This window comes from Streptomyces sp. NPDC005811, from assembly GCF_040630405.1.
Lineage (GTDB): Bacteria > Actinomycetota > Actinomycetes > Streptomycetales > Streptomycetaceae > Streptomyces.
The window spans coordinates 67,568-86,469 of the sequence record NZ_JBEXXK010000009.1 but is presented as its reverse complement, the minus strand read 5'-3'; the positions used below and the strand labels follow the sequence as shown (position 1 = coordinate 86,469).

The following is an 18,902-nucleotide window of genomic DNA, read 5'->3' as shown; positions in this document are numbered from 1 at the left end:
CGCCCGCCCCGAAGGACAGTCGGGGCGGACGGCCCGCACCACCCTGCCAGATCGCACCACCCCTTGCTCCACCTCCAGCTCCACCCCCTGCACCACCCCCCTGCACCACCCCTTGCTCCACCCCTTGCTCCACCCTTCTGCACCCTTTCGCACAGTCACGGAGACTCTCCATGCGCAGAACGCGCTCCACGGCCGCGCTCGTCGCCGCCGCAGTGGTGGCCGGCGGTGTGGCTCTCGCGAGCCCGGCGTACGCCGACCCCACCCCCGCCGGGACCTTCCGCCAGCTGGTCGGCGTGGGCTCCGACACCACCCAGGACGTGCTCAACGCCCTCGCCGGCGACACCGTGGGCGGCAAGGACTACTCCGGCACCGCCGTGAAGTCGGCGACCGGCGCGGGCATCGCCTCCTACGACGCGATCGGCTCGTCCACGATCCAGACCCGCTCCGGCGGCCCGTCGTTCACCCGCCCGAACGGCTCCGGCCCGGGCCGCGCGGCGCTCAGCATGTCCCTCACCGGCGACAAGTTCCCCAACAACGACGGTGTCGCCGTCGGCGGCCAGGTCGACTTCGCCCGCTCCTCCGGCGGCCCGAGCTTCTCCGGCAACGCCCTCACCTACATCCCGTTCGCCCGGGACGCGGTCGGCGTCGCGGTCCGCGGCACCGGCCTGGACTCGCTGACGGTCGCGCAGCTGCACGACATCTACATGGCCGCCGGCGTGCGCACGCTGAACGGCCAGACCCTGCACCCGGTCCTGCCGCAGACCGGCTCCGGCACCCGCAAGTTCTTCCTGAACGCGATCGGCCTGAACGAGAACACGGTCGACACCAGCCTGCCGACCGTCCAGGAGAACCAGGCCAACGCGGCCCTCACCCAGGACGGCACGCTCGTCCCGTTCTCCGTGGCCAGCTGGATCGCCCAGGCCAACGGCGTCGCCCCCGACTACAGCTCCACCGCGATCACCGCGGGCGGTCACCTGGCCAGCATCACGCTGCCGGGCGACTCCGGCGCCACCACCCCGGTCAGCACCGTCAACGGCAAGCTGGCCCCGGTCCCCGGCTACTTCGAGAACTCCACCTTCGGCCGCGACGTCTACAACGTCGTCCCGAGCCGCGCGGTCGACACGAGCAGCGTCTTCTTCGACAAGGACCTCTACGACGTCTTCGTCACCAGCGGCGACCACGAGGCGGCCCTCGCCTCCGACAACGCCGAGAAGGTCATCGCGGCCTTCGGCTTCCTGAACGAGTCGTACAACGGCTCGATCAACCTGGCCAAGCACGCCAAGGTCGGCGGTCTGGAGATCTCGGGCCTGACCACGCCCGGCGCGCCCGTCCTGACGTCCACCGTGGGCGACGCGAGCGTCAAGCTCACCTGGACCGCGCCCAGCCCGGCCCCCGCGCAGCCCGTCACCGACTACCGCGTCACCCTGAAGGACGCGGACGGCGGCGTCGTCGCCACGAAGGACGTGCCGGCGAGCACCACCTCGTACTCCTTCACCGGTCTGGCCACCGGCACCTACACCGCCACCGTCGCCGCCGCCACCGTCGTCGGCAACGGCACGGAGGCGAGCTGGACCGGCGCGGTCAAGTACGCCAGCACCGTCAAGGCCACCGCCGCGACCACCGCGTACGGCAGGACCCCGAAGGTCGCGGTCACCGTCACGGGCTCGCACTCGGTCGCCCCGACCGGCAAGGTGACCGTGAAGGAGGGCTCCACCACCCTCGGCACCGGCACCCTCAGCGGCGGCAAGGTCACCCTCGGCCTGTCGAACCACCTCAAGGTCGGCACGCACAGCCTGACCGTGTCCTACGCCGGCAGCACCCAGCTGAACGCGTCCTCGGCCAAGGTCTCCCTGAAGATCACCAAGGCGACGCCGTCGGTCGCGACCACCGCCCCGGCCTCCGTGTCCCACACCGCCCGCGCCAAGGTCACCGTCAAGGTCACCGCGACCGGCACCACGCCCACCGGCACCGTCCGGATCTACGAGGGCACCAAGGTGATCGCCACCGGCACCCTGAGCGGCGGCAAGGTCACCGTGACCCTGCCCAAGCTGGCCAAGGGCCGCCACACCCTGCACGCGAGCTACCTGGGCTCCTCGACGGTGAACGCCAAGAACGGCGCGAACTTCGTCGTCAGGTCCACCTGATCCCACCGGATCACCCGATCCCACCGGATCCCGGCGGCCGGGGAGACCACTGAGGGAGTGTCTCCCCGGCCGACCGGCCCCGGCCCCTGTCCGTACCCCTGTCCGTACCCATGTCCTGAAGGAGGCGGGCCGCCGTGACGGTCGCCGTACCCTTGACGCTCCCCGGCGCCCGCAGCGTCACCGCCGTCCGTCATCTCGCCCGCGGCGGCCTGCTCGGCCTGGCCGCCCTGCTGCTCGGCATCACCGCACAGCTGCTGGTGATCAGCGGCGCACAGGAACACTCCGCACAGCACACGGCCTTCGACGAGCTGCGCAATCAGCTCGCCCTCGGCACCGCCCCGGTCGCGCAGACCGACCAGGACGGCCGGCTGCTCGCCCCCGGCACCCCGGTCGCGCTCATCGACGTCCCCCGCCTGGGGATGACCCAGGTCGTCCTGGAGGGCACCGACTCCTCCGTCCTCACCGACGGCCCCGGCCACCGCCGTGACACCCCGCTGCCCGGCCAGGCCGGCACCAGCGTCCTGATGGGCCGCGCCGCCGCGTACGGCGGCCCCTTCCAGGGGCTCTCCTCCCTCGCGGCGGGCGACACGTTCAGTGTGACCACCGGCCAGGGCAAGGCGACGTACCAGGTCAGCGGCGTACGACGGGCCGGTGACCCGGCGCCCGCACCGCTCGCCTCCGGCAAGGGGCGGCTGGTCCTGGTCACCGCCACCGGCTCCCGGTTCGTCCCGTCCGGGGTGCTGCGCGTGGACGCCGACCTGACGTCCACGCCCTTCCCGACCCCGTCCGCGGTGATCCGCTCCGGCACGCTCCCCGAGTCCGAGGAGCCGCTGGCCCGTCCCGACGGGGTGCCGTGGCCGCTGGTGATGTGGCTCCAGGCGCTGCTGCTCGCCGCGGTGGCCGCGGTCTGGGCCTGGCACCGGTGGGGCCGTCACCAGACCTGGATCGTGTTCGCCCCGGTCGTCGCGGTCCTCGGCCTCCAGGTCGCCACCCGCACCACCGAGCTCCTGCCCAATCTGCTGTGAGGTGTCAGCCATGACCGAAGTGACCCAAGCGACCCAAGCGACCCAAGCGACCCAAGCGACCGAAGTGATCGAAGTGGTCGCGCCCCTGACCGACACGGTCGTCATCCCCCGGGTGGGACCGACCGCCGCGCCCGCCACCCTCGACGCCCGTGCCGTCTCGGCCTGGTTCGGCACCCACCAGGTGCTCAGCCGGGTGTCGCTGACCATGCCCGCCGGCCGGGTGACCGCCCTCATCGGCCCCTCCGGCTGCGGCAAGTCGACCTTCCTGCGCACCCTGAACCGGATGCACGAGATGATCCCGGCCGCCCGCTTCGGCGGCGAGGTGCTCTTCGAGGGCGAGGACATCTACGACCCCTCCTGGCGGCTGACGGACGCCCGCCGCAGGATCGGCATGGTCTTCCAGAAGCCGAACCCGTTCCCGGCCATGTCGATCTACGACAACGTGGTCGCGGGCCTGCGCCTGACGGGCACCAGGGCGAACCGCCGTGAGAAGGACGTCCTGGTCGAGGAGTCCCTGTCCCGGGCCGGCCTGTGGAAGGAGGTCCGCGACCGGCTGCGGCAGCCCGGCGGCGCGCTCTCCGGCGGCCAGCAGCAGCGGCTGTGCATCGCGCGGGCCCTGGCGGTACGTCCCCGGGTGCTGCTCATGGACGAGCCCTGCTCCGCCCTCGACCCCACCTCCACCCGCCGGGTGGAGGAGACCATCCAGGAGCTGGCCGGGCAGGTCACCGTCGTGATCGTCACCCACAACATGCAGCAGGCCAACCGCGTCTCCCAGCAGTGCGCCTTCTTCCTCGCCGAGCAGGGCACCCCCGGCGGGATCGTCGAGGCGGGCCCCACCGAGGACATCTTCGGCTCCCCGCAGGACCAGCGGACGGCGGACTACGTGGCGGGCCGCTTCGGCTGACCCGCGTGCTGGCCGCCCGCGCCCCGGCCGCCCGCGTGCCGGAAAATCGACCGTATGAGGATCTCGCAGCGCGCCCGGGCCATCGCCCCCTTCTACGCCATGGAGTTCGGCAAGCAGGCCGCCGAACTGGAGGCGGCGGGCCACCACGTCGTCAAACTCAGCCTGGGTGAGCCCGACTTCGGCGCGCCGCCCGCCGTCCTGGAGGCCATGCGCACCGCCATGGACGGCCGCCCCATGGCCTACACGGCGGCGCTCGGCCTGCCCGCCCTGCGCCGGGCCATCGCCCGCTTCTACGCCGACCGGCACGGCGTCGAGGTCGATCCGGCCCGGGTCGCGGTGACCGCGGGCGCCTCGGCCGCGCTGGTACTGGCCACGGCCGCCCTCGTCGACCCCGGCGACGAGGTGCTGATCGCGGACCCGTCCTACCCGTGCAACCGGCAGATCATGGAGAGCTTCGGCGCCCGTGTCACCCTCGTCCCGACCACCCCGGCCTCCCGCTTCCAGCTGGACGCGGCGTCGGTACGGTCGCGTTGGTCGCCGGACACCCGCGGCGTCATGATCGCCACCCCCTCCAACCCGACCGGCACCTCGGTCCCGGCCGACGAGCTGCGGGCGCTGTGCGCCCTCGCCCGGGAGCGCGGGGCGTGGCGGCTGGTCGACGAGATCTACCTCGACCTCGGCGACCCCGACGACCAAGGCCGCCCGCCGGGCACCGCCCTCGCGCACGACCCCGACGCGGTGGTCATCAACAGCTTCTCGAAGTACTTCGGCATGACCGGCTGGCGGCTCGGCTGGTGCGTGGTGCCCGAGGCCCTCGTCCCCGCGCTGGAGCGCCTCGCCCAGAACTACTTCCTGTGCGCCTCCGCCCCCGCCCAGCACGCCGCCCTGGCCTGCTTCACCCCCGAGTCCCTGGCCGTGGCCGAGGCCCGCCGGGTGGAGTTCGCCGAGCGCCGGGCGCTCGTCCTGGACGGCCTGGAGCGCATCGGCCTGCCCGTGCCCGTCCCGCCCGACGGCGCGTTCTACGCCTACTTCGACGTCAGCGCCACCGGCCTGACCTCCTGGGACTTCTGCGCCCGCGCCCTGAGCGAGGCCCATGTCGCGCTCACCCCGGGCCGCGACTTCGGTGTGGCCACGGCCGAGACCCATGTCCGGCTGTCGTACGCGGCCTCGGCCGGCGAACTGCGCGAGGGCCTCGCCCGGCTGGGCAAGTTCGTCTCCACCCTGGGGCCCACCGCGTAATCCACCTGCGTCCGCCCGGACCGCCGTGCAGAATGCGCGCCATGGCACCCACACACAGCGCACCGCACCTCACGCACATCGCCGCGCCGGAGGGGGTCGCCCCGGGCACCGGCTACACGCACGTGGTCCTGGGGACCGGGCGGCTGGTGGCGGTCTCCGGGCAGATCGCCGTCGACGCCGACGGCAAGGTGGTCGGCGAGGGGGACCCGGCCGCGCAGGCCCGCCAGGTCTTCGAGAACCTCCGCCGCTGCCTGGCCGCGGCGGGCACCGGCTTCGAGAGCGTCGTGAAGTTCACGTTCTACGTCACCGACGTCGCCCATCTGCCCGCCGTGCGCGAGGCACGCGACCGGCACATCGACGTCGAGCGCCCGCCCGCCAGCACCGCCGTCCAGGTGGCGGCCCTGTTCCGCCCCGAACTCCTCCTGGAGGTGGAGGCGCTGGCCCTGCTCCCCGAGCAGCCCACGGCGCGTTCGGCCTGATCACTTGTAGTCGAGGCTCGGATACCAGTCGCCCCGGCCGCCCGGGGTCAGGTCGAGGAGGTGCCAGACGGGGGCCAGCAGGTCGATGCCGCGTTCGGCGATGTCGTCGGCCATACGGGGGTGCGCGGAGTAGAAGTGGCGGACCGTGCCGTCGGGGTCGCGGGTGAGGACGGAGACGGTGGAGTCCTGGCCGCCGTCCTCGTCCTCACTGCCGAGGTCGTACTTGAAGGTGCTGTCGCCGCAGCTCAGCAGGCGCAGCCGGGGCCAGCGGCGGGCCCGGGCGTGGGCGCGCAGGGTGGGCGGGTCGGCGGCGGCGACCACGGCGAAGTCGGCGTTCCGGGTGACGTGGTGGGCGATGTTGCTGAAGCCGTCGATCCAGAGGGTGCACATCGGGCAGGCGTCCGTCTGCCGCTTGCCGTACATGAAGTGATAGACGATCAGCGGCCGGTCCGGGGCGGTGAACAGCTCGCCGAGGGTGACCTCGTGGACCGGGGTGTCACCGGCGTCGAGGTCGGCGGGGCCCTCCAGGAAGACGTACTCCCCGACGGGCGGCCCCGGCGGCAGTGCCCGCCGGCGGGCCGCGACCTCCTCGCGGTGGCGCATCAGCCCGATCTCGGCCAGGCGCAGTTCCTCGCGGGCGGCGAGGTACTCCTCGCTCTCCCCGGCCAGCCGGGTCTGCCGCAGCACCATGACGTCCTCCCGGGGTGGTCGTCCGTCCCGCCCCTCGCCGTCTCCTTCGAGTCTAGGCCGGTGCCGGGCCGGGGCGCCCAGCGCCGGGTGCGGGACGGCGGGGGCTCGTCGCGCCCCGCGGCGGAGCCGCTGACGGACACCGCCCCGCCCCGGAGCCGAGGGCCCGCAGGAGGAACGGCAGCAGGCGGTCCGCGCCCGCTCGCGCGGCCTCCGCGTCCACCTTCTCCGGCGGTCGCGGCGTGATCAGGAAGTGGCTGAGCATCGGCCCGACGACCAGGTCGCCCAGCATCTCGAGGTCGTCGACCGGCGGGATCTCCCCCCGGGCCGCCGCCCGGCCCACCGCCTCCTCCACCCGGCGCCGCACGGGCACCAGGAAGCTGGTCGCCAGGGCCTCGGCGAGGGCGTCGTTGTGGGCGGCCTCGCCGATCAGGGCGCGCATCAGCCGGCCGCTCTCCCCGGTCAGGCTCGCGGCCTTGTCCCGCAGCAGGGCCCGCAGGTCCCCTTCGAGGCTGCCGGTGTCGGGCTGTTTCACCAGGTCCTCGGCCCGGGTGGTGGCTGCCGCGATCACCAGCTCCTCCTTGGAGGACCAGCGGCGGTAGAGCGTCGCGGTGGAGACGCCGGCCCGGGCCGCCACCGCGCCGGTGGTCAGCGCGCCGTACCCGCTCTCGGCCAGCACGGCGAGCGTGGCCTCCAGCAGGGCCCGGTCCCGCCCGGCGTCCCGGGGCCGGCCGCGCCGGGGCGGGCCGCCGCCCGGATCCGCACGCGGGCCCTCAGGCATCGGCCAGTCCCGGCAGGTGCTCGGCCAGGTGCATGGCGTGCAGCCGCTCGTACTGGGCGTGGGTGCAGCGGCCGTACGCCGGGTGGAGGCGGTGCGGCCCGGTGTGGGCGGTGAAGAGTGCCACCGCGTCCGTGAGCCGGGCCGCCGCCTCGGCGACGGGGAGCGCGGGGTCGAGGGGAGGGGCGCCGTCGAGTTCCGCGTCGAGGGAGTGCCGGGTGGCACCCCGGCGCAGGAAGACGTGCTTGGCGAGGGTCCCGGCGGTGGCCCGGAAGAGGGCCGGCTTCAGCCGGGGGTAGCCGGTCACCGAGTAGCCGACGGTCTGGGCGCAGTGCTGGAGCGTCTGGGAGAGGTTCCAGGAGCCGCCCGGCGCGAGGAGGTCGCTCTCGGGCCGGTCGAGCGACGCGCCGAGCTGCTCGGCGAGCCGGGTGAGGGGGGCGGGAGTGGGGGCGGGGGCGGTGGGCATGCCCCCAGTATAAGCAATACGAAACGAAAGGCTTTCGTTTCGTATATCGTGCGCGCCATGACGCCCACGCCCCACACGGCCACCACGCCCCACACGGCCACCACCACCGCCGCCGACACCACCGCCACGACCACCCCGGCCGTCGCCCGCCTGCGTACCGCCTTCGCCACCGGCCGCACCCGCCCCCTCGCCTGGCGCAAGGCCCAACTGCGCTCCCTGCGCGACCTCCTGACCACCCACCGGGCCGACTTCGCCGCCGCCCTCCACACCGACCTCGGCAAGAACGCCACCGAGGCCCATGTCACCGAGACCGGCTTCGTCGTCAACGAGATCGACCACACCCTGCGCCACCTGCGCCGCTGGCTGCGCCCCCGGCGGGTCCCGGTCCCCGTCTCCCTCGCCCCGGCCCGCGCCCGGACCGTACGGGAGCCGCTCGGCACGGTCCTGATCATCAGCCCCTGGAACTACCCCGTGATGCTGGCGCTCGCGCCCCTCGTCGGCGCCCTCGCGGCGGGCAACTGCGCGGTGATCAAGCCCAGCGAACTCGCCCCCGCGACCTCCGCGCTGCTCGCCGATCTGCTGCCCCGGGCCCTGGACCCGGAGGCCGTGGCGGTCGTCGAGGGCGGGGTGCCGGAGACGACGGACCTGCTGGAGCAGCCGTTCGACCACATCTTCTACACCGGCAACGGCACCGTCGGCCGGATCGTCATGGCCGCCGCGGCCCGCCGCCTCACCCCGGTCACCCTGGAACTCGGCGGCAAGTCCCCGGTGGTGGTCGAGCCGGGCGCCGACCTCAGGGCCGCCGCCCGCCGCATCGTCTGGGGCAAGTTCATGAACGCCGGCCAGTCCTGCACCGCCCCCGACTACGTCCTCGCGATCGGCGACACGGCCCCCGCCCTGGAGCGGCACCTCACCACCGCGATCCAGGAGATGTACGGCCCCGACCCGGCCGCGAGCGCCGACTACGGCCGGATCGTGAACGACCGCCACTTCGACCGCCTCCTCACCCTGCTGGACGGCGCCGAACACGGCGCCGGACACGGTGGCGAACAGGGCACGGGCGGCACCCGTCTGGTCACCGGCGGCGCGCACGACCGTACGACCCGCTACCTCGCCCCCACCGTCCTCGCCGACGTCGACCCGGACGCGCCCGTGATGCGCGAGGAGATCTTCGGCCCCCTCCTGCCGATCGTCCGCGTCCCCGACCTCGACGCGGCGATCGCGTTCATCACCGCCCGGGACAAGCCCCTCGCCCTGTACGGCTTCACCGCCTCCCGGCAGGCCAAGCAGCGGCTCGCCGCCGAGACGTCCTCCGGCGCCCTCGCCTTCGGCATCCCGAACGCCCACCTCACCGTGCCCGGCCTGCCCTTCGGCGGCGTGGGCGAGAGCGGCCTCGGCCGCTACCACGGGGCGCACTCGATCGACACCTTCAGCCACACCAAGGCCGTCCTGGACAAGCCCCTGCTGCTGGACCCCCTGCGCGCGGTCTACCCGCCGTACACCCCCGCCAAATCCCGCCTCCTGCGCAGGTTCCTCTGACCCACCGGCCCCTTGCGGATCTAGCATCACCCCATGCGCTTACGACGGAGTCATGACAAGGCCGCAGCACTCCTCGCCGCCCTCCCCCGCGATCCACGGGCCGACGCATACCCGATGCCGACCGTGCCGTACGGCTGGTACGCCGTGCTGCGCTCCGCCGAGCTGCGCCCCGGCAAGGTCGTCAGCCTGCACTACTTCGGCCGGGCGCTGATCGCCTTCCGGGGCGCCGACGGGCGGGCGGCCGTGCGGGACGCCCACTGTCCCCACTACGGCGCGCACCTGGGCGCCGGCGGGAAGGTCGTCGACGGCACGGTCGAGTGCCCCTTCCACGGCTGGCGGTTCGGAACCGACGGGCGGTGCGTCGAGGCGCCGTTCGCGGTCCGCACCCCCAAGGTCTCCCTCGGCGGCCTCCCGGTGCGCGAGCACAGCGGACTCGTGTTCGTGTACGTCGGCCCCGACGCCCCGGCCTGGGAGGTCCCCGAGATCCCCGAGACCACCTCCCGCGACTTCGCCTCCCCCGTCGACGACACCTGCCGGGCCCGCGTCCACATCCAGGAGATGCGCGAGAACATCGTCGACGAGTCGCACTTCCACTTCATCCACGGACAGGCCGAACCCCCGGTCCAGGACTGGCGGATGGACGGCCCCTTCGCCGAGGTGCGCGGCCGGATCCGGCGGCGGGTCCTCGGATGGGACATCGACAACACCTTCGACGCGTTCATGTACGGCCCCGGCGTGATGGTCGTCCGCACCCACGGCCCCGCGCTGTCGGTGACCGCCGTCGCCCTCTCCACCCCGGTGGACGACACCACCAGCGAACTGCGGATGCTGTACTACCTCCGGCATCCGGGCCGCGCCACCCGCTTCCTGACCCCCGCCCTCAAGCTCGTCTTCCGCGCGGAGGCGCTGGACGAGGTCCGCGAGGAGGTCCACATCTGGGACCACAAGATCCACCAGCCCCGCCCGGTCCTGCTCCCCCACGAACAGGGCATACGGCACCTGCGCCGCTGGTACGCCCAGTTCTATCCGGCTGTCACCGAGCCGTCCGGGGACCCTGCCTCCGCACGACCACCACACCCCCGTCGAGATCGAAAGTCGTCCGACGCGGCGGAGCCCCGTCCTCCTCGTCGTCCCGCAGCACCGGAGCCGACTGCCGCCCCTTGAGCTCGTTCTGCTTGCCCGGCGAGAAACTCGCGTGCAGCTGCTCGAACCCGGTCGCGGAGATCTGCCCCTGCCGGACGCCGTTGCGCCAGGCAGCGGCCCGGACCGGATCCCCGGTCCGGGCCCTCCCGTCGTCCGGGGCGGCTACAGGGTGACCTGGGTGCCGCCCAGGGTCACGACCAGCTTGCCGTCCGAGGCGAAGGACCAGGCCAGGGCGCCGCCGTAGGAGGAGGCGCAGCGGGAGCCGTTCGTGCCGGTCCAGAACTGGTTGGTGCTGTCGGCGTCGCCGACGGTCTTGTCGTTGGAGCCGCTGACGTTGTAGCGGCAGGAGGTGTTGGTGCGGAAGACCGACGTACCGGCGTCCCAGGAGTAGTTGCGCTGGGCGTTGTCGATGCTGAGGTTGTTCGACACCGCCATGGAGCCCGGGTTGCTGTTGTACGTGAAGCCGTGCTTGCCGTTGTGGTAGGCGATGCTGCGGCGTACGACGTGGTTGACGGCGATGTCGTCGCCGCCGAGCTTGTAGCCGTTGCGGTCGCCGTTGGCGTTCACGGTCCCGTCGGAGAGGGTGCCGTTGTTGTAGGAGAGGGAGTCCTCGATGGTCACCGGGCCGATCGCGCCCGTGTCGGTCTTCGTGTAGAGGTCCCAGCCGTCGTCGATGTTGTTGTGGGAGACGGCGTACCGGAAGACGTTCCCGGTGCCGGTGGTGAGCTTCGCGGCGAAGCCGTCGGCGTCCTCGCCGTCGGAGTCCGCGTTGTCGTGGGACTCGGCGCTCAGGATCAGGTTGTCCGAGGGCCAGTCGGCGCCGGCGGTCGAGGAGGCGATCCGGCCGAGCTGGAGCCCGGTGTCGCGGTTGTAGCGGGTGACCGTGCGCTCGATGACGTTGTGGCTTCCGCCGACGTAGATGCCGTTGTCCCCGGCGCGTTCGACGACGACGCCGTAGACCTTCCAGTACGAGCCGAAGAGCTGGAGCCCGCGGTTGGAGGAACTCTCGCTCTGTGCCGAGAAGTTGAGCACCGGGGTCTCGCCGGGGTAGGCGGACAGGGTGGTGCGGGCGCTCGCGGTGCCGCTGTTGGTCTGCGGGATGGTCACCGTGGAGGAGTAGGCGTACGTCCCTCCGCGCAGGTAGATCGTGCCGCCCGCGGTGACCCGGCTGATCGCCGAGGTGAGGGTGGTCGGCGCGGAGGAGGTGCCGGCCGCGCTGTCGGTGCCGCTGGGGGAGACGTAGATCGCGCCGGTGGCGGGGGGCGTGGTGCTGTCGGTCGTCGTCGCCTCGGCGTAGTCGACGTTGGGCAGGCCCTCCGCGGTGGTGGGGTTGAGGCGGATGGTGTTGCTGCCCGCGGTGAGGGTCACGGTGAGCGTCTTGGTGACCCAGGTGGACCAGGCGCCGGTGGCCTCGAACGACGGCGTCTGCACGGTCGTACCGTTCACGACGAGGGAGGCCGGGCGGGCGGCGGCGGTGCCGTTGGCGAAGCGGACGTTGAGTGTGGCCGTGCCGGCGGTGGCCGCGTTCACGGTGAACTGGGCGTAGCCGCCGGTGGAGTTGGTGCCGTTGCAGAATCCGCTGCCCGAGTAGCCGGTCCAGTCGGAGTCGATGGTGCCGGTGCAGACCGCCGGGGAGGTCTCGGCCTCGTAGCGGACGGTCGCGGCCTGGGCGGGGGAGGTGCCGGCGAGCGCGACGAGGGCGCCCGCCAGCAGACCGGTGCACGCGATGACGGATCTCAGCTGCATGGGTTCATCTCCAGGAACGGGACGAGTGCGGGTCGGCCGAACTGGAAAGCGCTTTCTCCCGGAAGTTAAGGGGCTAGCCTGGACACGTCAAGACACACGCACAGACGCGTACATGATTGATGTTCAGGTAGATGGACGAATGTGGGTGCCCGCAAGATCCTCAAGGGATTCACGCAGGAGCCTCACACAGACTGCACACAGTCCGTCACCCGAGTCGTTAGCGTGGCCCGCCACCGGATCCCCGCGCCAGGAAGACCACCATGGACTACTGCTCCACGTGCCGCCGGCATCTCAACGGCGCCCTGGTGTGCCCCGGATGCGGCGCCTACGCCCCGGACATAGCTCCGATCACCTCGGGCGGTCGTACCGTGGCGGCCCGGCCCGCCCCGTCACCCGCCCCCGACAGCGTGCCGACCATGCCGCCCGTGGCGCCCGTGGCGCCCGTGGCGCCCGTGGCGCCCGTGGCGAACGAGCCGTCCGTGGCGGCCGTGCAGTCCGCGCCGCTGGGGCGGGCGGCGCGTCGGCGGCAGCTGGCCCGCTGGAAGAAGAACCAGCGTCGCGCCGTCGTCGCCACGGCCGTCGCCCTGGTCGGCGGCGGGCTGAGCGCCGTCGCGCTGGACCGGCAGGGCGGCGAACGGGCCCAGGCGGCGTCGGCACCGGAGAACCCGACCGTGTCGGGCCGGGAGGAACCGACGTCGGAGTACACCCGGCCGGCGAGGACCGGCTCCGACACGCACCGGTCCTCGTCCTCCGTCACCGCCACCGCCCCGTCGCGGTCCACCGGGCGCGCGCAAGGGCAGGACGTGCCCACGGGCGTCCGCCCGGACGCCGCCGCGTCGCCGGAGACCGGCACGGCGGCGCCTTCGGCGACGGTCCCGCGGCAGGGCACCACCTCGTCCTCCGACAGCACGGTCACCACCCCCGCCGGGACGACCGGCACGACCGGCACGACCGGCACGACCGACGAGCAGTCGTCGACGTCCACGACATCCACCACGCCATCCACCACGACGGACGACACGGACACGTCCTCCTCGACGTCCTCGTCCTCCCAGACGGGCTCGTCGTCGGCGTCGACCTCGCCGTCGGAGGTCTGTCTGCTGGGGCTGGTCTGCCTCAGTTGACCGGAGCGGGCGTCGCGGTGGCGTGGTCCACCAGCGATTCCGCCGAGAAGGTGTGGCTCGTACCGTCCTTGAACGTGACCGTGAACGTGCCGGTGAGCAGGCCGTCCGGGCGGCCGTCGGGCCACCAGGCGGTCATCCGGCCGTTGTCGACCGTGGCGCGGGCGGTCTTGCCGTAGTCGTGTACGACGACCCCCTCGACGTCCGAACCCACCACCCCGACCATGTAGTTGAACTCCTGGTCGTCGCTCCCCCGGGAGCCGTACGTGTCCAGGACGATCCCGTCGGCGGGCAGCGACGGCACCGAGGAGATGGCCATCGCGACTCCCGAGCCGTCCGAACCGGCCAGGCAGTACGCCGCCTCACCGCCCCGGGTGACGACCATGGAGGCCACGTCGCCGCGGATGTCCGCGTTGCTGACCGCGGGGGAGCCGGTGCCCATGTCCTCCGTCAGGTCCAGGCACTGCTTCCCCGCCGGGGAGCTCTTGGCCGCGGTGGTGTCCAGCCCCTTGGGCGTGCCGGTCCAGCTGGCCAGTTCGGACGAGGACAGCGGCCCGCTGCCGCCGAGGCCCGGCAGCCCGCCCGTCACGGCGACGACGGCCGTACCGGCGACGAGCGCCCCGGCGAGGGTGAGGCCGGTCCGGCGCACGAGCGGGCGGCGCAGGAAGGCGGCCGTGTTTCCGGCGGGCCGCCCGGTGTCGGCGAGGACCGTGCGCAGCAGGGTCTCCTCGCGGTCGGTCTCGGCGGCGGTCGGCTCGGTGCGCGGGGCGGCGTCGAGTTCGGCGAGGCGGGTGAGCAGGTCGTTGCGGTTCATGTGCGGGACTCCTGTCAGTGGTGCGCGGCGAGGACGGGCGAGGCGGTGGCCGTGGCGCTCAGGCGGCCGGCCAGCCGCCGCCGGGCCCGGGTGAGACGCATGGCGTAGGCGGCACGGGTGCAGCCGAGGACCTTCGCGGCGTCCTTGGCGGAGAGCTGCTCCCAGACGTGCAGCGCGAGGACCTCCTGGTCGGCGTCGGCGAGCGAGCGCCAGGCCGCGGCGAGGTCCATGCGGTCGTCCGCTCGGGCCGTCGGGTCGACCGTGGGCGGGTGCGCGCCGAACGCGTCCCCGGACTGCTGGATCCGCACCGCGAGCGCGGACTGCCGGCGCATCCCCCGCCCCGCGTTCAGCATCACCTTGCGGGCCGTGCCGAACAGCCAGGGCCGTGGATCGTCGGGTACCTCCCGGCGGCGGCGCCACGCCGTCAGGAACGTCTCTCCGACGATGTCGTCGACGTTCATGGGGTGCGCGCGCCGCCGTACGAACCTCAGCACGTCCTCGTAGTGGGCCCGGTACACCTCGGTGAACCGGTCCTCGTTCTCGATGGGCATGACTTCCTTCCGTCGCGTCTGCCCTTACGTGTCCGGGAGGGGAACAGGTGCAACAGGGCTTCTGTCAGGCGGTGGTGGAAGACTGCCTGCCATGACCGAACCGATCATGAAGGCGAACCTCCAGCGGTACCTCCAGAGCGCGCGGGACGTCCTGCTCTGGAAACTCGAAGGGCTCTCGGAGTACGACGTCCGGCGCCCGCTCACCCCCACCGGGACGAACCTGCTGGGGCTGGTCAAGCATGCCGCCGGGGTGGAACTGGGCTACTTCGGGGACGTGTTCGGGCGGCCGTTCTTCGCCCCGGATCCGCAGCCCTCGTGGTACGGGGCGGACGCGGAACCCAACGAGGACATGTGGGCGACCGCGGACGAGTCGCGCGAGGAGATCGTCGGGCTCTACCGCCGGGTGTGGGAGCACTCCGACGCCACGATCGCGGAGCTGGACCTGGACGCGACCGGCCGGGTCCCGTGGTGGGGTGAGGGCCGGCAGGAGGTGACCCTGCACCAGATCCTGGTGCACGTGATCGCCGACCTCCATCGGCACGCCGGGCACGCCGACATCGTGCGGGAGCTCATCGACGGGAGCGCCGGGCTCGTGCTGGGCAACGAGAACCTGCCGCCGGTGGATCAGGCGGGGTGGGAGGCCCACCGGGAGCGGCTGGAGCAGGCGGCCCGGAAGGCGGCCGACGGCTGATCCCGCCCGGCGGGTACGTCGTCGCTCACGGCACCGCGTACCCGGGGACGGACGGCCAGCGGACGGTCAGCACCACGGAGTCCTCCTCCGCGTGCCAGGAGTGGTCGACGCCCCGCCCCCACACGACGTAGTCGCCCTGCTCGGCCAGGAGGACGCTGCGGCCGGGCAGTTCGACCCGGAAACGCCCGCTGATCAGCAGCAACAGCGCCGTGCGCGCCTCCCCGGTGACCCACTGGGCGCGCTCGTCGCCCTTCGGGTGGACGCCCCATTTGATCTCCACGTCCTCGCTGTGCCGGGGATCGGAGGCGTCCTTGAAGTGACCGAGCAGCCAGCCCCGGTCCAGTGCCGCGTCCTTGCCCGCGCTGCCGACGTACACGCTGTCGCTCATGGGCCGGAAGCTAGCAGGTGGGGGCGCTAGCAGGTGAGGGCGCTAGGAGGTGGGGGCGGTCCGCCCCAGCAGTCCCAGTTCGTGGAGTTCGTGGAGGAAGGACTCGGCGAGGAGTTCCGCGTCCTCGGCGCCCGAGTTGGTGGCGACGCCGAGGGTGTGGCCGCGGGCGCAGCCGCCGAGGGTGAAGGTGACCGTGTCGGCCGGGGGGACCATGGGGACGGCGGTGACGCGGCGCAGGGGGCGGCCGGCGAGGGTGCGGCCGCACTCGCGGAGGTGGACGTAGGAGCAGGCGGCGGGGGCGTAGTCGGGGGCGAAGAGACGGCCGCGGGCCAGTGCCTGCCCGGCGCCGGGGAAGGCCCCGGCGACCCCTTCGAGGAGCCGTTCCGCCGCGCGGCGCGGCCGGACCTCCGTGGTCAGCAGCCCGGCGCAGGCGGCGAGCCGGGCGGCCGGGGCGGCCAGGCCGACGGGCGCGGGCACCCGGACGTTGGCGAAGGCGTTGCCGAGGAAGTCCCCGTGTCCGGGCGGCCGTTGGTCGACCGGCACGGACAGCCAGACCCGCGCGGAGGCGTCCGGGGGCCCCGCCGACGCCAGCAGACAGGAGCGCAGCACCCCCGAGGCGGCCGCGAGGAACACCTCGTTGGTGGTGACCGGCCGCCCCGGTACGGCGGTGCGCGCCCCGCGCAGCAGGTCGGCGGGCAGCCGCACCACCGTGAAGGCGGGCCGCCGCTCCCCCTTGCCGGGCGGCGGCACCGCCAGCCCCGTCGTGAGCAGCCCCGGCCCGCCGACCGCCGTACGCCGCAGGGCGCCCGGCTCGGCGAGAGCGGCGGCGGAGTCGACGGGCGGGGCGCCGTCGAGGAGGGCGCGCAGCAGGGTGGTGAGGGAGCGGCCGTCGAGCAGGCTGTGGTGCATCCGGAACAGCAGCGAGAACTCCCCGTCGGCCGCCCCGCGCAGCAGGTGCAGGTTCCACGGCGGCCGTCCTTCCGGGAAGGGCGTGCGGAACCATCCCGCCACCGCCTCCGCCAGGGTGACGTCGTCCTGCGCCACCCGCCCGGCGGGGTCACCGCCCTCTCCCGTCGCCCAGCTGTGCCGGCGCGCCCCGGGGAGCAGGCGCCGGCCCAGCCGGGGCAGTCCGGCCCACCGCTCGGCGACGAGCGCGCGCAGCTCGGCGGCCGTCGGCGGGGTGCCGGTGAAGTCCAGGCAGACCCCGGCGTTGGGCGGCCCGAACGGCCAGCGGGCCATCCCCTCCTCCAGGAAGGGCAGAGGCATCGATCCGGGCATCGGGCTGCTCCTGTGGTCGCGGGGTCCGTAGTAGCCCAACGGGTCGGCCCGGCCCCCGGTCACGCGCCCGTCACCGGCCTTGTGCCGGGGGAACCTAGGCGACCGTGAGGACGATCTTGCCCTGGAGGTGTCCCCGGGCGGCGCGTTCGTGGGCCGCGCGGGCGTCCGCGAGGGGGAACGTGCTGTCCACCGCGACCCGTACCGCGCCCGTGTCGAGGAGGCGGCCCAGCTGGGCGAGTTGCGTGCCGTTCGAGCGGACCTGGGTGCCCGAGACGGTGACGCCGAGCCGCGCCGTCTCCTCCTCGTCGAACGCGCCGAAGAACACGGGGAAGAGGGCACCGCCCCGCTTGAGGGTGCGCAGGAAGCGACGGCTGTGGGGGCCTCCGACGGTGTCGAGGACGAGGTCGACGTCGTGCACGAGATCCTCGGGGCGTTCCTTGGTGTAGTCGATGAACTCGTCCGCGCCCAGCTCGCGCAGGAACGATTCATGCGCGCCCGACGCGACCGCGACGACCCGTGCGCCCTTCCCCTTGGCCAGTTGCAGCGCGAGGTGCCCCACGCCGCCCGCGGCCCCGTTGACGAGCACCGTCGTGCCGGAGCCGAGTGCCGTCGGGCGGTGCCGCGCCGTCTGGAAGGGCGAGGGGTGGTCGTGTCCCACCTCGATCAGGAACTGCCAGGCCGTCAGCCCGGCCATGGGCGCCCCCGCGGCGTGCACATGGTCGATGCCGGGCGGCTTGAGGGCGAGGTCGGACGCGGGTGCGGCCACGTACTCGGCGTAGGCGCCGCCGTCGAAGCTGGGAAAGCGCAGGAGGCCGAAGACCTCGTCGCCGACGGCAAAGCCGTCCACGTCGGCGGCGACCGCCTCGACGACACCCGACACGTCGGTCCCGGGGATCACGGGCAGGCTGAACACCGGCCGGGTCTCCGGCGGCAGGTCGGCCAGCCCGTCGCGCAGGTACCAGTCCGGGGGATTGACCCCGACCGCGTGGACGCGGACGAGCACCTCACCGGGCCCCGGCTCGGGCAGCGGCACGTCCTCGTGGCGCAGCACCTCGGGGCCGCCGTGCTCATGCAGCCGAATGGCCTTCATCGTGGGGGTCGGCATCGCTGTACTCCTGTATCTACCAGGGGATACGCTGAACGGATCAGTGGTCCACATCATCCGGATCACTGATCCAGATAATACGGATCACTGATCCGGAAAGGCAAGGGGAGGGGAGCGGGAGCCATGCGTGCCGACGCCAGGAAGAACCACGACCACCTGCTCACCGTCGCGGGCACCGTCGTCACCGAACAGGGCGTCGACGCGTCCCTGCGCGACATCGCCCGCCGGGCCGGCGTGGGGCTCGCCACGCTGATCCGTCACTTCCCGACCCGCGAGGCACTGCTCGAAGCCCTGCTCCGCACGCGCTTCGACGAGCTGGCGGAGACGGCGGCCGCCCTGGCCGCCTCGGACGCACCCGATGACGCCCTGCTGTCGTGGCTGCGCGACTTCGTCGCCTGCGCGCACAACTACCGTGGCGTGGTGGCCCTGATGACGACGGCCATCGAGGACGAGGAGTCCGCGCTGCACGCCTCGTGCGTCACGATGCGCGCGGCCGGCACCCGCCTCCTCACCCGCGCCCAGGCCGAGGGCAGGGCACGCACCGACATCGACGGCACCGACCTGTTCGCGCTGGGCGCGTCGCTGGCGTGGCTCAGCGACCAGCCCGCGCTCGCCCCGCGCGCCGGTCGCCTCTTCGACGTCATGGCGAGCGCGATCCTGACGCCCGGAGCTGGACCGGTGTTCCCCGGGGCCGAACACACACCCGCCCCCGCCTCCCCGATGGGGTGATCCTGCACGGGGGAGGGGTCACGGACGGCGGTGCGGCTTCGTTGTGCAGAACTGCGCACCGCAGCCCGCCCACAG

General features: G+C 73.3%; 18 protein-coding genes and 2 pseudogenes. 10 read left to right on the top strand and 10 right to left on the bottom strand.

The annotated features are described in order from the left end of the window. The first annotated feature begins 170 nt into the window (after positions 1-170). From ABZ490_RS12145 to ABZ490_RS12125, 5 genes are all read left to right on the top strand, one after another. Positions 171-2,144, top strand: a complete 1,974-nt coding sequence (locus ABZ490_RS12145) for an Ig-like domain repeat protein (protein ID WP_358988243.1) — start codon at positions 171-173, stop codon at positions 2,142-2,144. Between the two features lie 134 nt (positions 2,145-2,278). Beyond that, a complete protein-coding gene (locus ABZ490_RS12140; protein ID WP_358988241.1) occupies positions 2,279-3,169 on the top strand; it encodes a sortase in 891 nt (296 codons plus the stop codon). A 10-nt stretch (positions 3,170-3,179) separates the two neighbouring features. Beyond that, on the top strand, positions 3,180-4,073 hold the full coding sequence (gene pstB / locus ABZ490_RS12135; protein WP_358988240.1) for a phosphate ABC transporter ATP-binding protein PstB: 894 nt from the start codon (positions 3,180-3,182) through the stop codon (positions 4,071-4,073). A 54-nt stretch (positions 4,074-4,127) separates the two neighbouring features. Then, the gene (locus ABZ490_RS12130) at positions 4,128-5,312 is read left to right on the top strand and encodes a pyridoxal phosphate-dependent aminotransferase (protein ID WP_358988239.1); all 1,185 of its coding nucleotides are present in this window, start codon (positions 4,128-4,130) and stop codon (positions 5,310-5,312) included. A 41-nt stretch (positions 5,313-5,353) separates the two neighbouring features. After that, on the top strand, positions 5,354-5,791 hold the full coding sequence (locus ABZ490_RS12125; RefSeq protein WP_358988237.1) for a RidA family protein: 438 nt from the start codon (positions 5,354-5,356) through the stop codon (positions 5,789-5,791). Here ABZ490_RS12125 and ABZ490_RS12120 read toward each other — a convergent pair whose 3' ends face one another. Genes ABZ490_RS12120 through ABZ490_RS12110 form a run of 3 tightly spaced genes read right to left on the bottom strand, consistent with a single transcriptional unit; the run spans position 5,792 to position 7,722 of the window. Then, a complete protein-coding gene (locus tag ABZ490_RS12120) occupies positions 5,792-6,481 on the bottom strand; it encodes a DUF899 family protein (RefSeq protein WP_358988235.1) in 690 nt (229 codons plus the stop codon). Between the two features lie 52 nt (positions 6,482-6,533). Then, on the bottom strand, positions 6,534-7,259 hold the full coding sequence (locus tag ABZ490_RS12115; protein ID WP_358988233.1) for a TetR/AcrR family transcriptional regulator: 726 nt from the start codon (positions 7,257-7,259) through the stop codon (positions 6,534-6,536). Further along, complete coding sequence (locus ABZ490_RS12110; protein WP_358988232.1) at positions 7,252-7,722, bottom strand: DUF1569 domain-containing protein; 471 nt, start codon at positions 7,720-7,722, stop codon at positions 7,252-7,254. The genes ABZ490_RS12115 and ABZ490_RS12110 overlap by 8 nt, the downstream gene beginning before the upstream one ends. 57 nt (positions 7,723-7,779) lie before the next feature. Between ABZ490_RS12110 and ABZ490_RS12105 the strand changes: the two genes are divergently transcribed. Both ABZ490_RS12105 and ABZ490_RS12100 read left to right on the top strand, forming a co-directional pair. Further along, positions 7,780-9,261 (top strand): aldehyde dehydrogenase family protein, encoded by a 1,482-nt coding sequence (locus ABZ490_RS12105; protein WP_358988231.1) that lies wholly within the window; start codon positions 7,780-7,782, stop codon positions 9,259-9,261. Positions 9,262-9,294: 33 nt separating this feature from the next. Next, positions 9,295-10,227, top strand: a pseudogene (locus ABZ490_RS12100) (Rieske 2Fe-2S domain-containing protein); the annotation flags it as partial. Between the two features lie 67 nt (positions 10,228-10,294). On the opposite strand, the pseudogene ABZ490_RS12095 reads toward ABZ490_RS12100, so the two are convergent. Both ABZ490_RS12095 and ABZ490_RS12090 read right to left on the bottom strand, forming a co-directional pair. Further along, positions 10,295-10,513 (bottom strand): annotated as a pseudogene (locus tag ABZ490_RS12095) (DUF6191 domain-containing protein); the annotation flags it as partial. A 53-nt stretch (positions 10,514-10,566) separates the two neighbouring features. Continuing rightward, entirely contained in the window at positions 10,567-12,150 is a 1,584-nt protein-coding gene (locus ABZ490_RS12090; protein WP_358988230.1) for a CBM35 domain-containing protein, read from the bottom strand. A 260-nt stretch (positions 12,151-12,410) separates the two neighbouring features. Between ABZ490_RS12090 and ABZ490_RS12085 the strand changes: the two genes are divergently transcribed. After that, on the top strand, positions 12,411-13,274 hold the full coding sequence (locus ABZ490_RS12085; protein WP_358988228.1) for a hypothetical protein: 864 nt from the start codon (positions 12,411-12,413) through the stop codon (positions 13,272-13,274). Here the strand turns inward: ABZ490_RS12085 and ABZ490_RS12080 are convergent. Then, positions 13,267-14,085: a hypothetical protein gene (locus ABZ490_RS12080; RefSeq protein ID WP_358988226.1), complete on the bottom strand. Its 819-nt coding sequence runs from the start codon at positions 14,083-14,085 to the stop codon at positions 13,267-13,269. The genes ABZ490_RS12085 and ABZ490_RS12080 overlap by 8 nt on opposite strands. Before the next feature lie 14 nt (positions 14,086-14,099). Then, complete coding sequence (locus ABZ490_RS12075; RefSeq protein ID WP_358988225.1) at positions 14,100-14,636, bottom strand: sigma-70 family RNA polymerase sigma factor; 537 nt, start codon at positions 14,634-14,636, stop codon at positions 14,100-14,102. A 91-nt stretch (positions 14,637-14,727) separates the two neighbouring features. Between ABZ490_RS12075 and ABZ490_RS12070 the strand changes: the two genes are divergently transcribed. Next, the gene (locus tag ABZ490_RS12070) at positions 14,728-15,327 is read left to right on the top strand and encodes a DinB family protein (RefSeq protein WP_358988224.1); all 600 of its coding nucleotides are present in this window, start codon (positions 14,728-14,730) and stop codon (positions 15,325-15,327) included. 25 nt (positions 15,328-15,352) lie between these two features. Here the strand turns inward: ABZ490_RS12070 and ABZ490_RS12065 are convergent, their stop codons facing one another. The 3 genes from ABZ490_RS12065 to ABZ490_RS12055 all read right to left on the bottom strand — a co-directional run bounded on the left by ABZ490_RS12065 (position 15,353) and on the right by ABZ490_RS12055 (position 18,098). Then, positions 15,353-15,715 (bottom strand): signal peptidase I, encoded by a 363-nt coding sequence (locus tag ABZ490_RS12065; protein WP_358988223.1) that lies wholly within the window; start codon positions 15,713-15,715, stop codon positions 15,353-15,355. A gap of 42 nt (positions 15,716-15,757) precedes the next feature. After that, on the bottom strand, positions 15,758-16,993 hold the full coding sequence (locus ABZ490_RS12060) for a wax ester/triacylglycerol synthase domain-containing protein (protein WP_358988221.1): 1,236 nt from the start codon (positions 16,991-16,993) through the stop codon (positions 15,758-15,760). 94 nt (positions 16,994-17,087) lie between these two features. Continuing rightward, positions 17,088-18,098 (bottom strand): NADP-dependent oxidoreductase, encoded by a 1,011-nt coding sequence (locus ABZ490_RS12055; protein WP_358988219.1) that lies wholly within the window; start codon positions 18,096-18,098, stop codon positions 17,088-17,090. Between the two features lie 123 nt (positions 18,099-18,221). On the opposite strand from ABZ490_RS12055, the gene ABZ490_RS12050 reads away from it, so the two are divergent. Then, on the top strand, positions 18,222-18,827 hold the full coding sequence (locus tag ABZ490_RS12050; protein ID WP_358988217.1) for a helix-turn-helix domain-containing protein: 606 nt from the start codon (positions 18,222-18,224) through the stop codon (positions 18,825-18,827). The last annotated feature ends 75 nt before the right edge of the window (positions 18,828-18,902 follow it).

Excerpts from the sequence above, each read along its gene's own strand:
- pstB (WP_358988240.1), top strand. The coding sequence starts at position 3,180 with ATGACCGAAGTGACCCAAGCGACCCAAGCGACCCAAGCGACCCAAGCG.
- ABZ490_RS12130 (WP_358988239.1), top strand. The coding sequence starts at position 4,128 with ATGAGGATCTCGCAGCGCGCCCGGGCCATCGCCCCCTTCTACGCCATG.
- ABZ490_RS12070 (WP_358988224.1), top strand. The coding sequence starts at position 14,728 with ATGACCGAACCGATCATGAAGGCGAACCTCCAGCGGTACCTCCAGAGC.
- ABZ490_RS12105 (WP_358988231.1), top strand. The coding sequence starts at position 7,780 with ATGACGCCCACGCCCCACACGGCCACCACGCCCCACACGGCCACCACC.
- ABZ490_RS12085 (WP_358988228.1), top strand. The coding sequence starts at position 12,411 with ATGGACTACTGCTCCACGTGCCGCCGGCATCTCAACGGCGCCCTGGTG.
- ABZ490_RS12120 (WP_358988235.1), bottom strand. The coding sequence starts at position 6,481 with ATGGTGCTGCGGCAGACCCGGCTGGCCGGGGAGAGCGAGGAGTACCTC.
- ABZ490_RS12065 (WP_358988223.1), bottom strand. The coding sequence starts at position 15,715 with ATGAGCGACAGCGTGTACGTCGGCAGCGCGGGCAAGGACGCGGCACTG.
- ABZ490_RS12125 (WP_358988237.1), top strand. The coding sequence starts at position 5,354 with ATGGCACCCACACACAGCGCACCGCACCTCACGCACATCGCCGCGCCG.
- ABZ490_RS12115 (WP_358988233.1), bottom strand. The coding sequence starts at position 7,259 with ATGCCTGAGGGCCCGCGTGCGGATCCGGGCGGCGGCCCGCCCCGGCGC.
- ABZ490_RS12055 (WP_358988219.1), bottom strand. The coding sequence starts at position 18,098 with ATGCCGACCCCCACGATGAAGGCCATTCGGCTGCATGAGCACGGCGGC.
- ABZ490_RS12075 (WP_358988225.1), bottom strand. The coding sequence starts at position 14,636 with ATGCCCATCGAGAACGAGGACCGGTTCACCGAGGTGTACCGGGCCCAC.
- ABZ490_RS12110 (WP_358988232.1), bottom strand. The coding sequence starts at position 7,722 with ATGCCCACCGCCCCCGCCCCCACTCCCGCCCCCCTCACCCGGCTCGCC.
- ABZ490_RS12080 (WP_358988226.1), bottom strand. The coding sequence starts at position 14,085 with ATGAACCGCAACGACCTGCTCACCCGCCTCGCCGAACTCGACGCCGCC.
- ABZ490_RS12090 (WP_358988230.1), bottom strand. The coding sequence starts at position 12,150 with ATGCAGCTGAGATCCGTCATCGCGTGCACCGGTCTGCTGGCGGGCGCC.
- ABZ490_RS12060 (WP_358988221.1), bottom strand. The coding sequence starts at position 16,993 with ATGCCCGGATCGATGCCTCTGCCCTTCCTGGAGGAGGGGATGGCCCGC.
- ABZ490_RS12145 (WP_358988243.1), top strand. The coding sequence starts at position 171 with ATGCGCAGAACGCGCTCCACGGCCGCGCTCGTCGCCGCCGCAGTGGTG.
- ABZ490_RS12050 (WP_358988217.1), top strand. The coding sequence starts at position 18,222 with ATGCGTGCCGACGCCAGGAAGAACCACGACCACCTGCTCACCGTCGCG.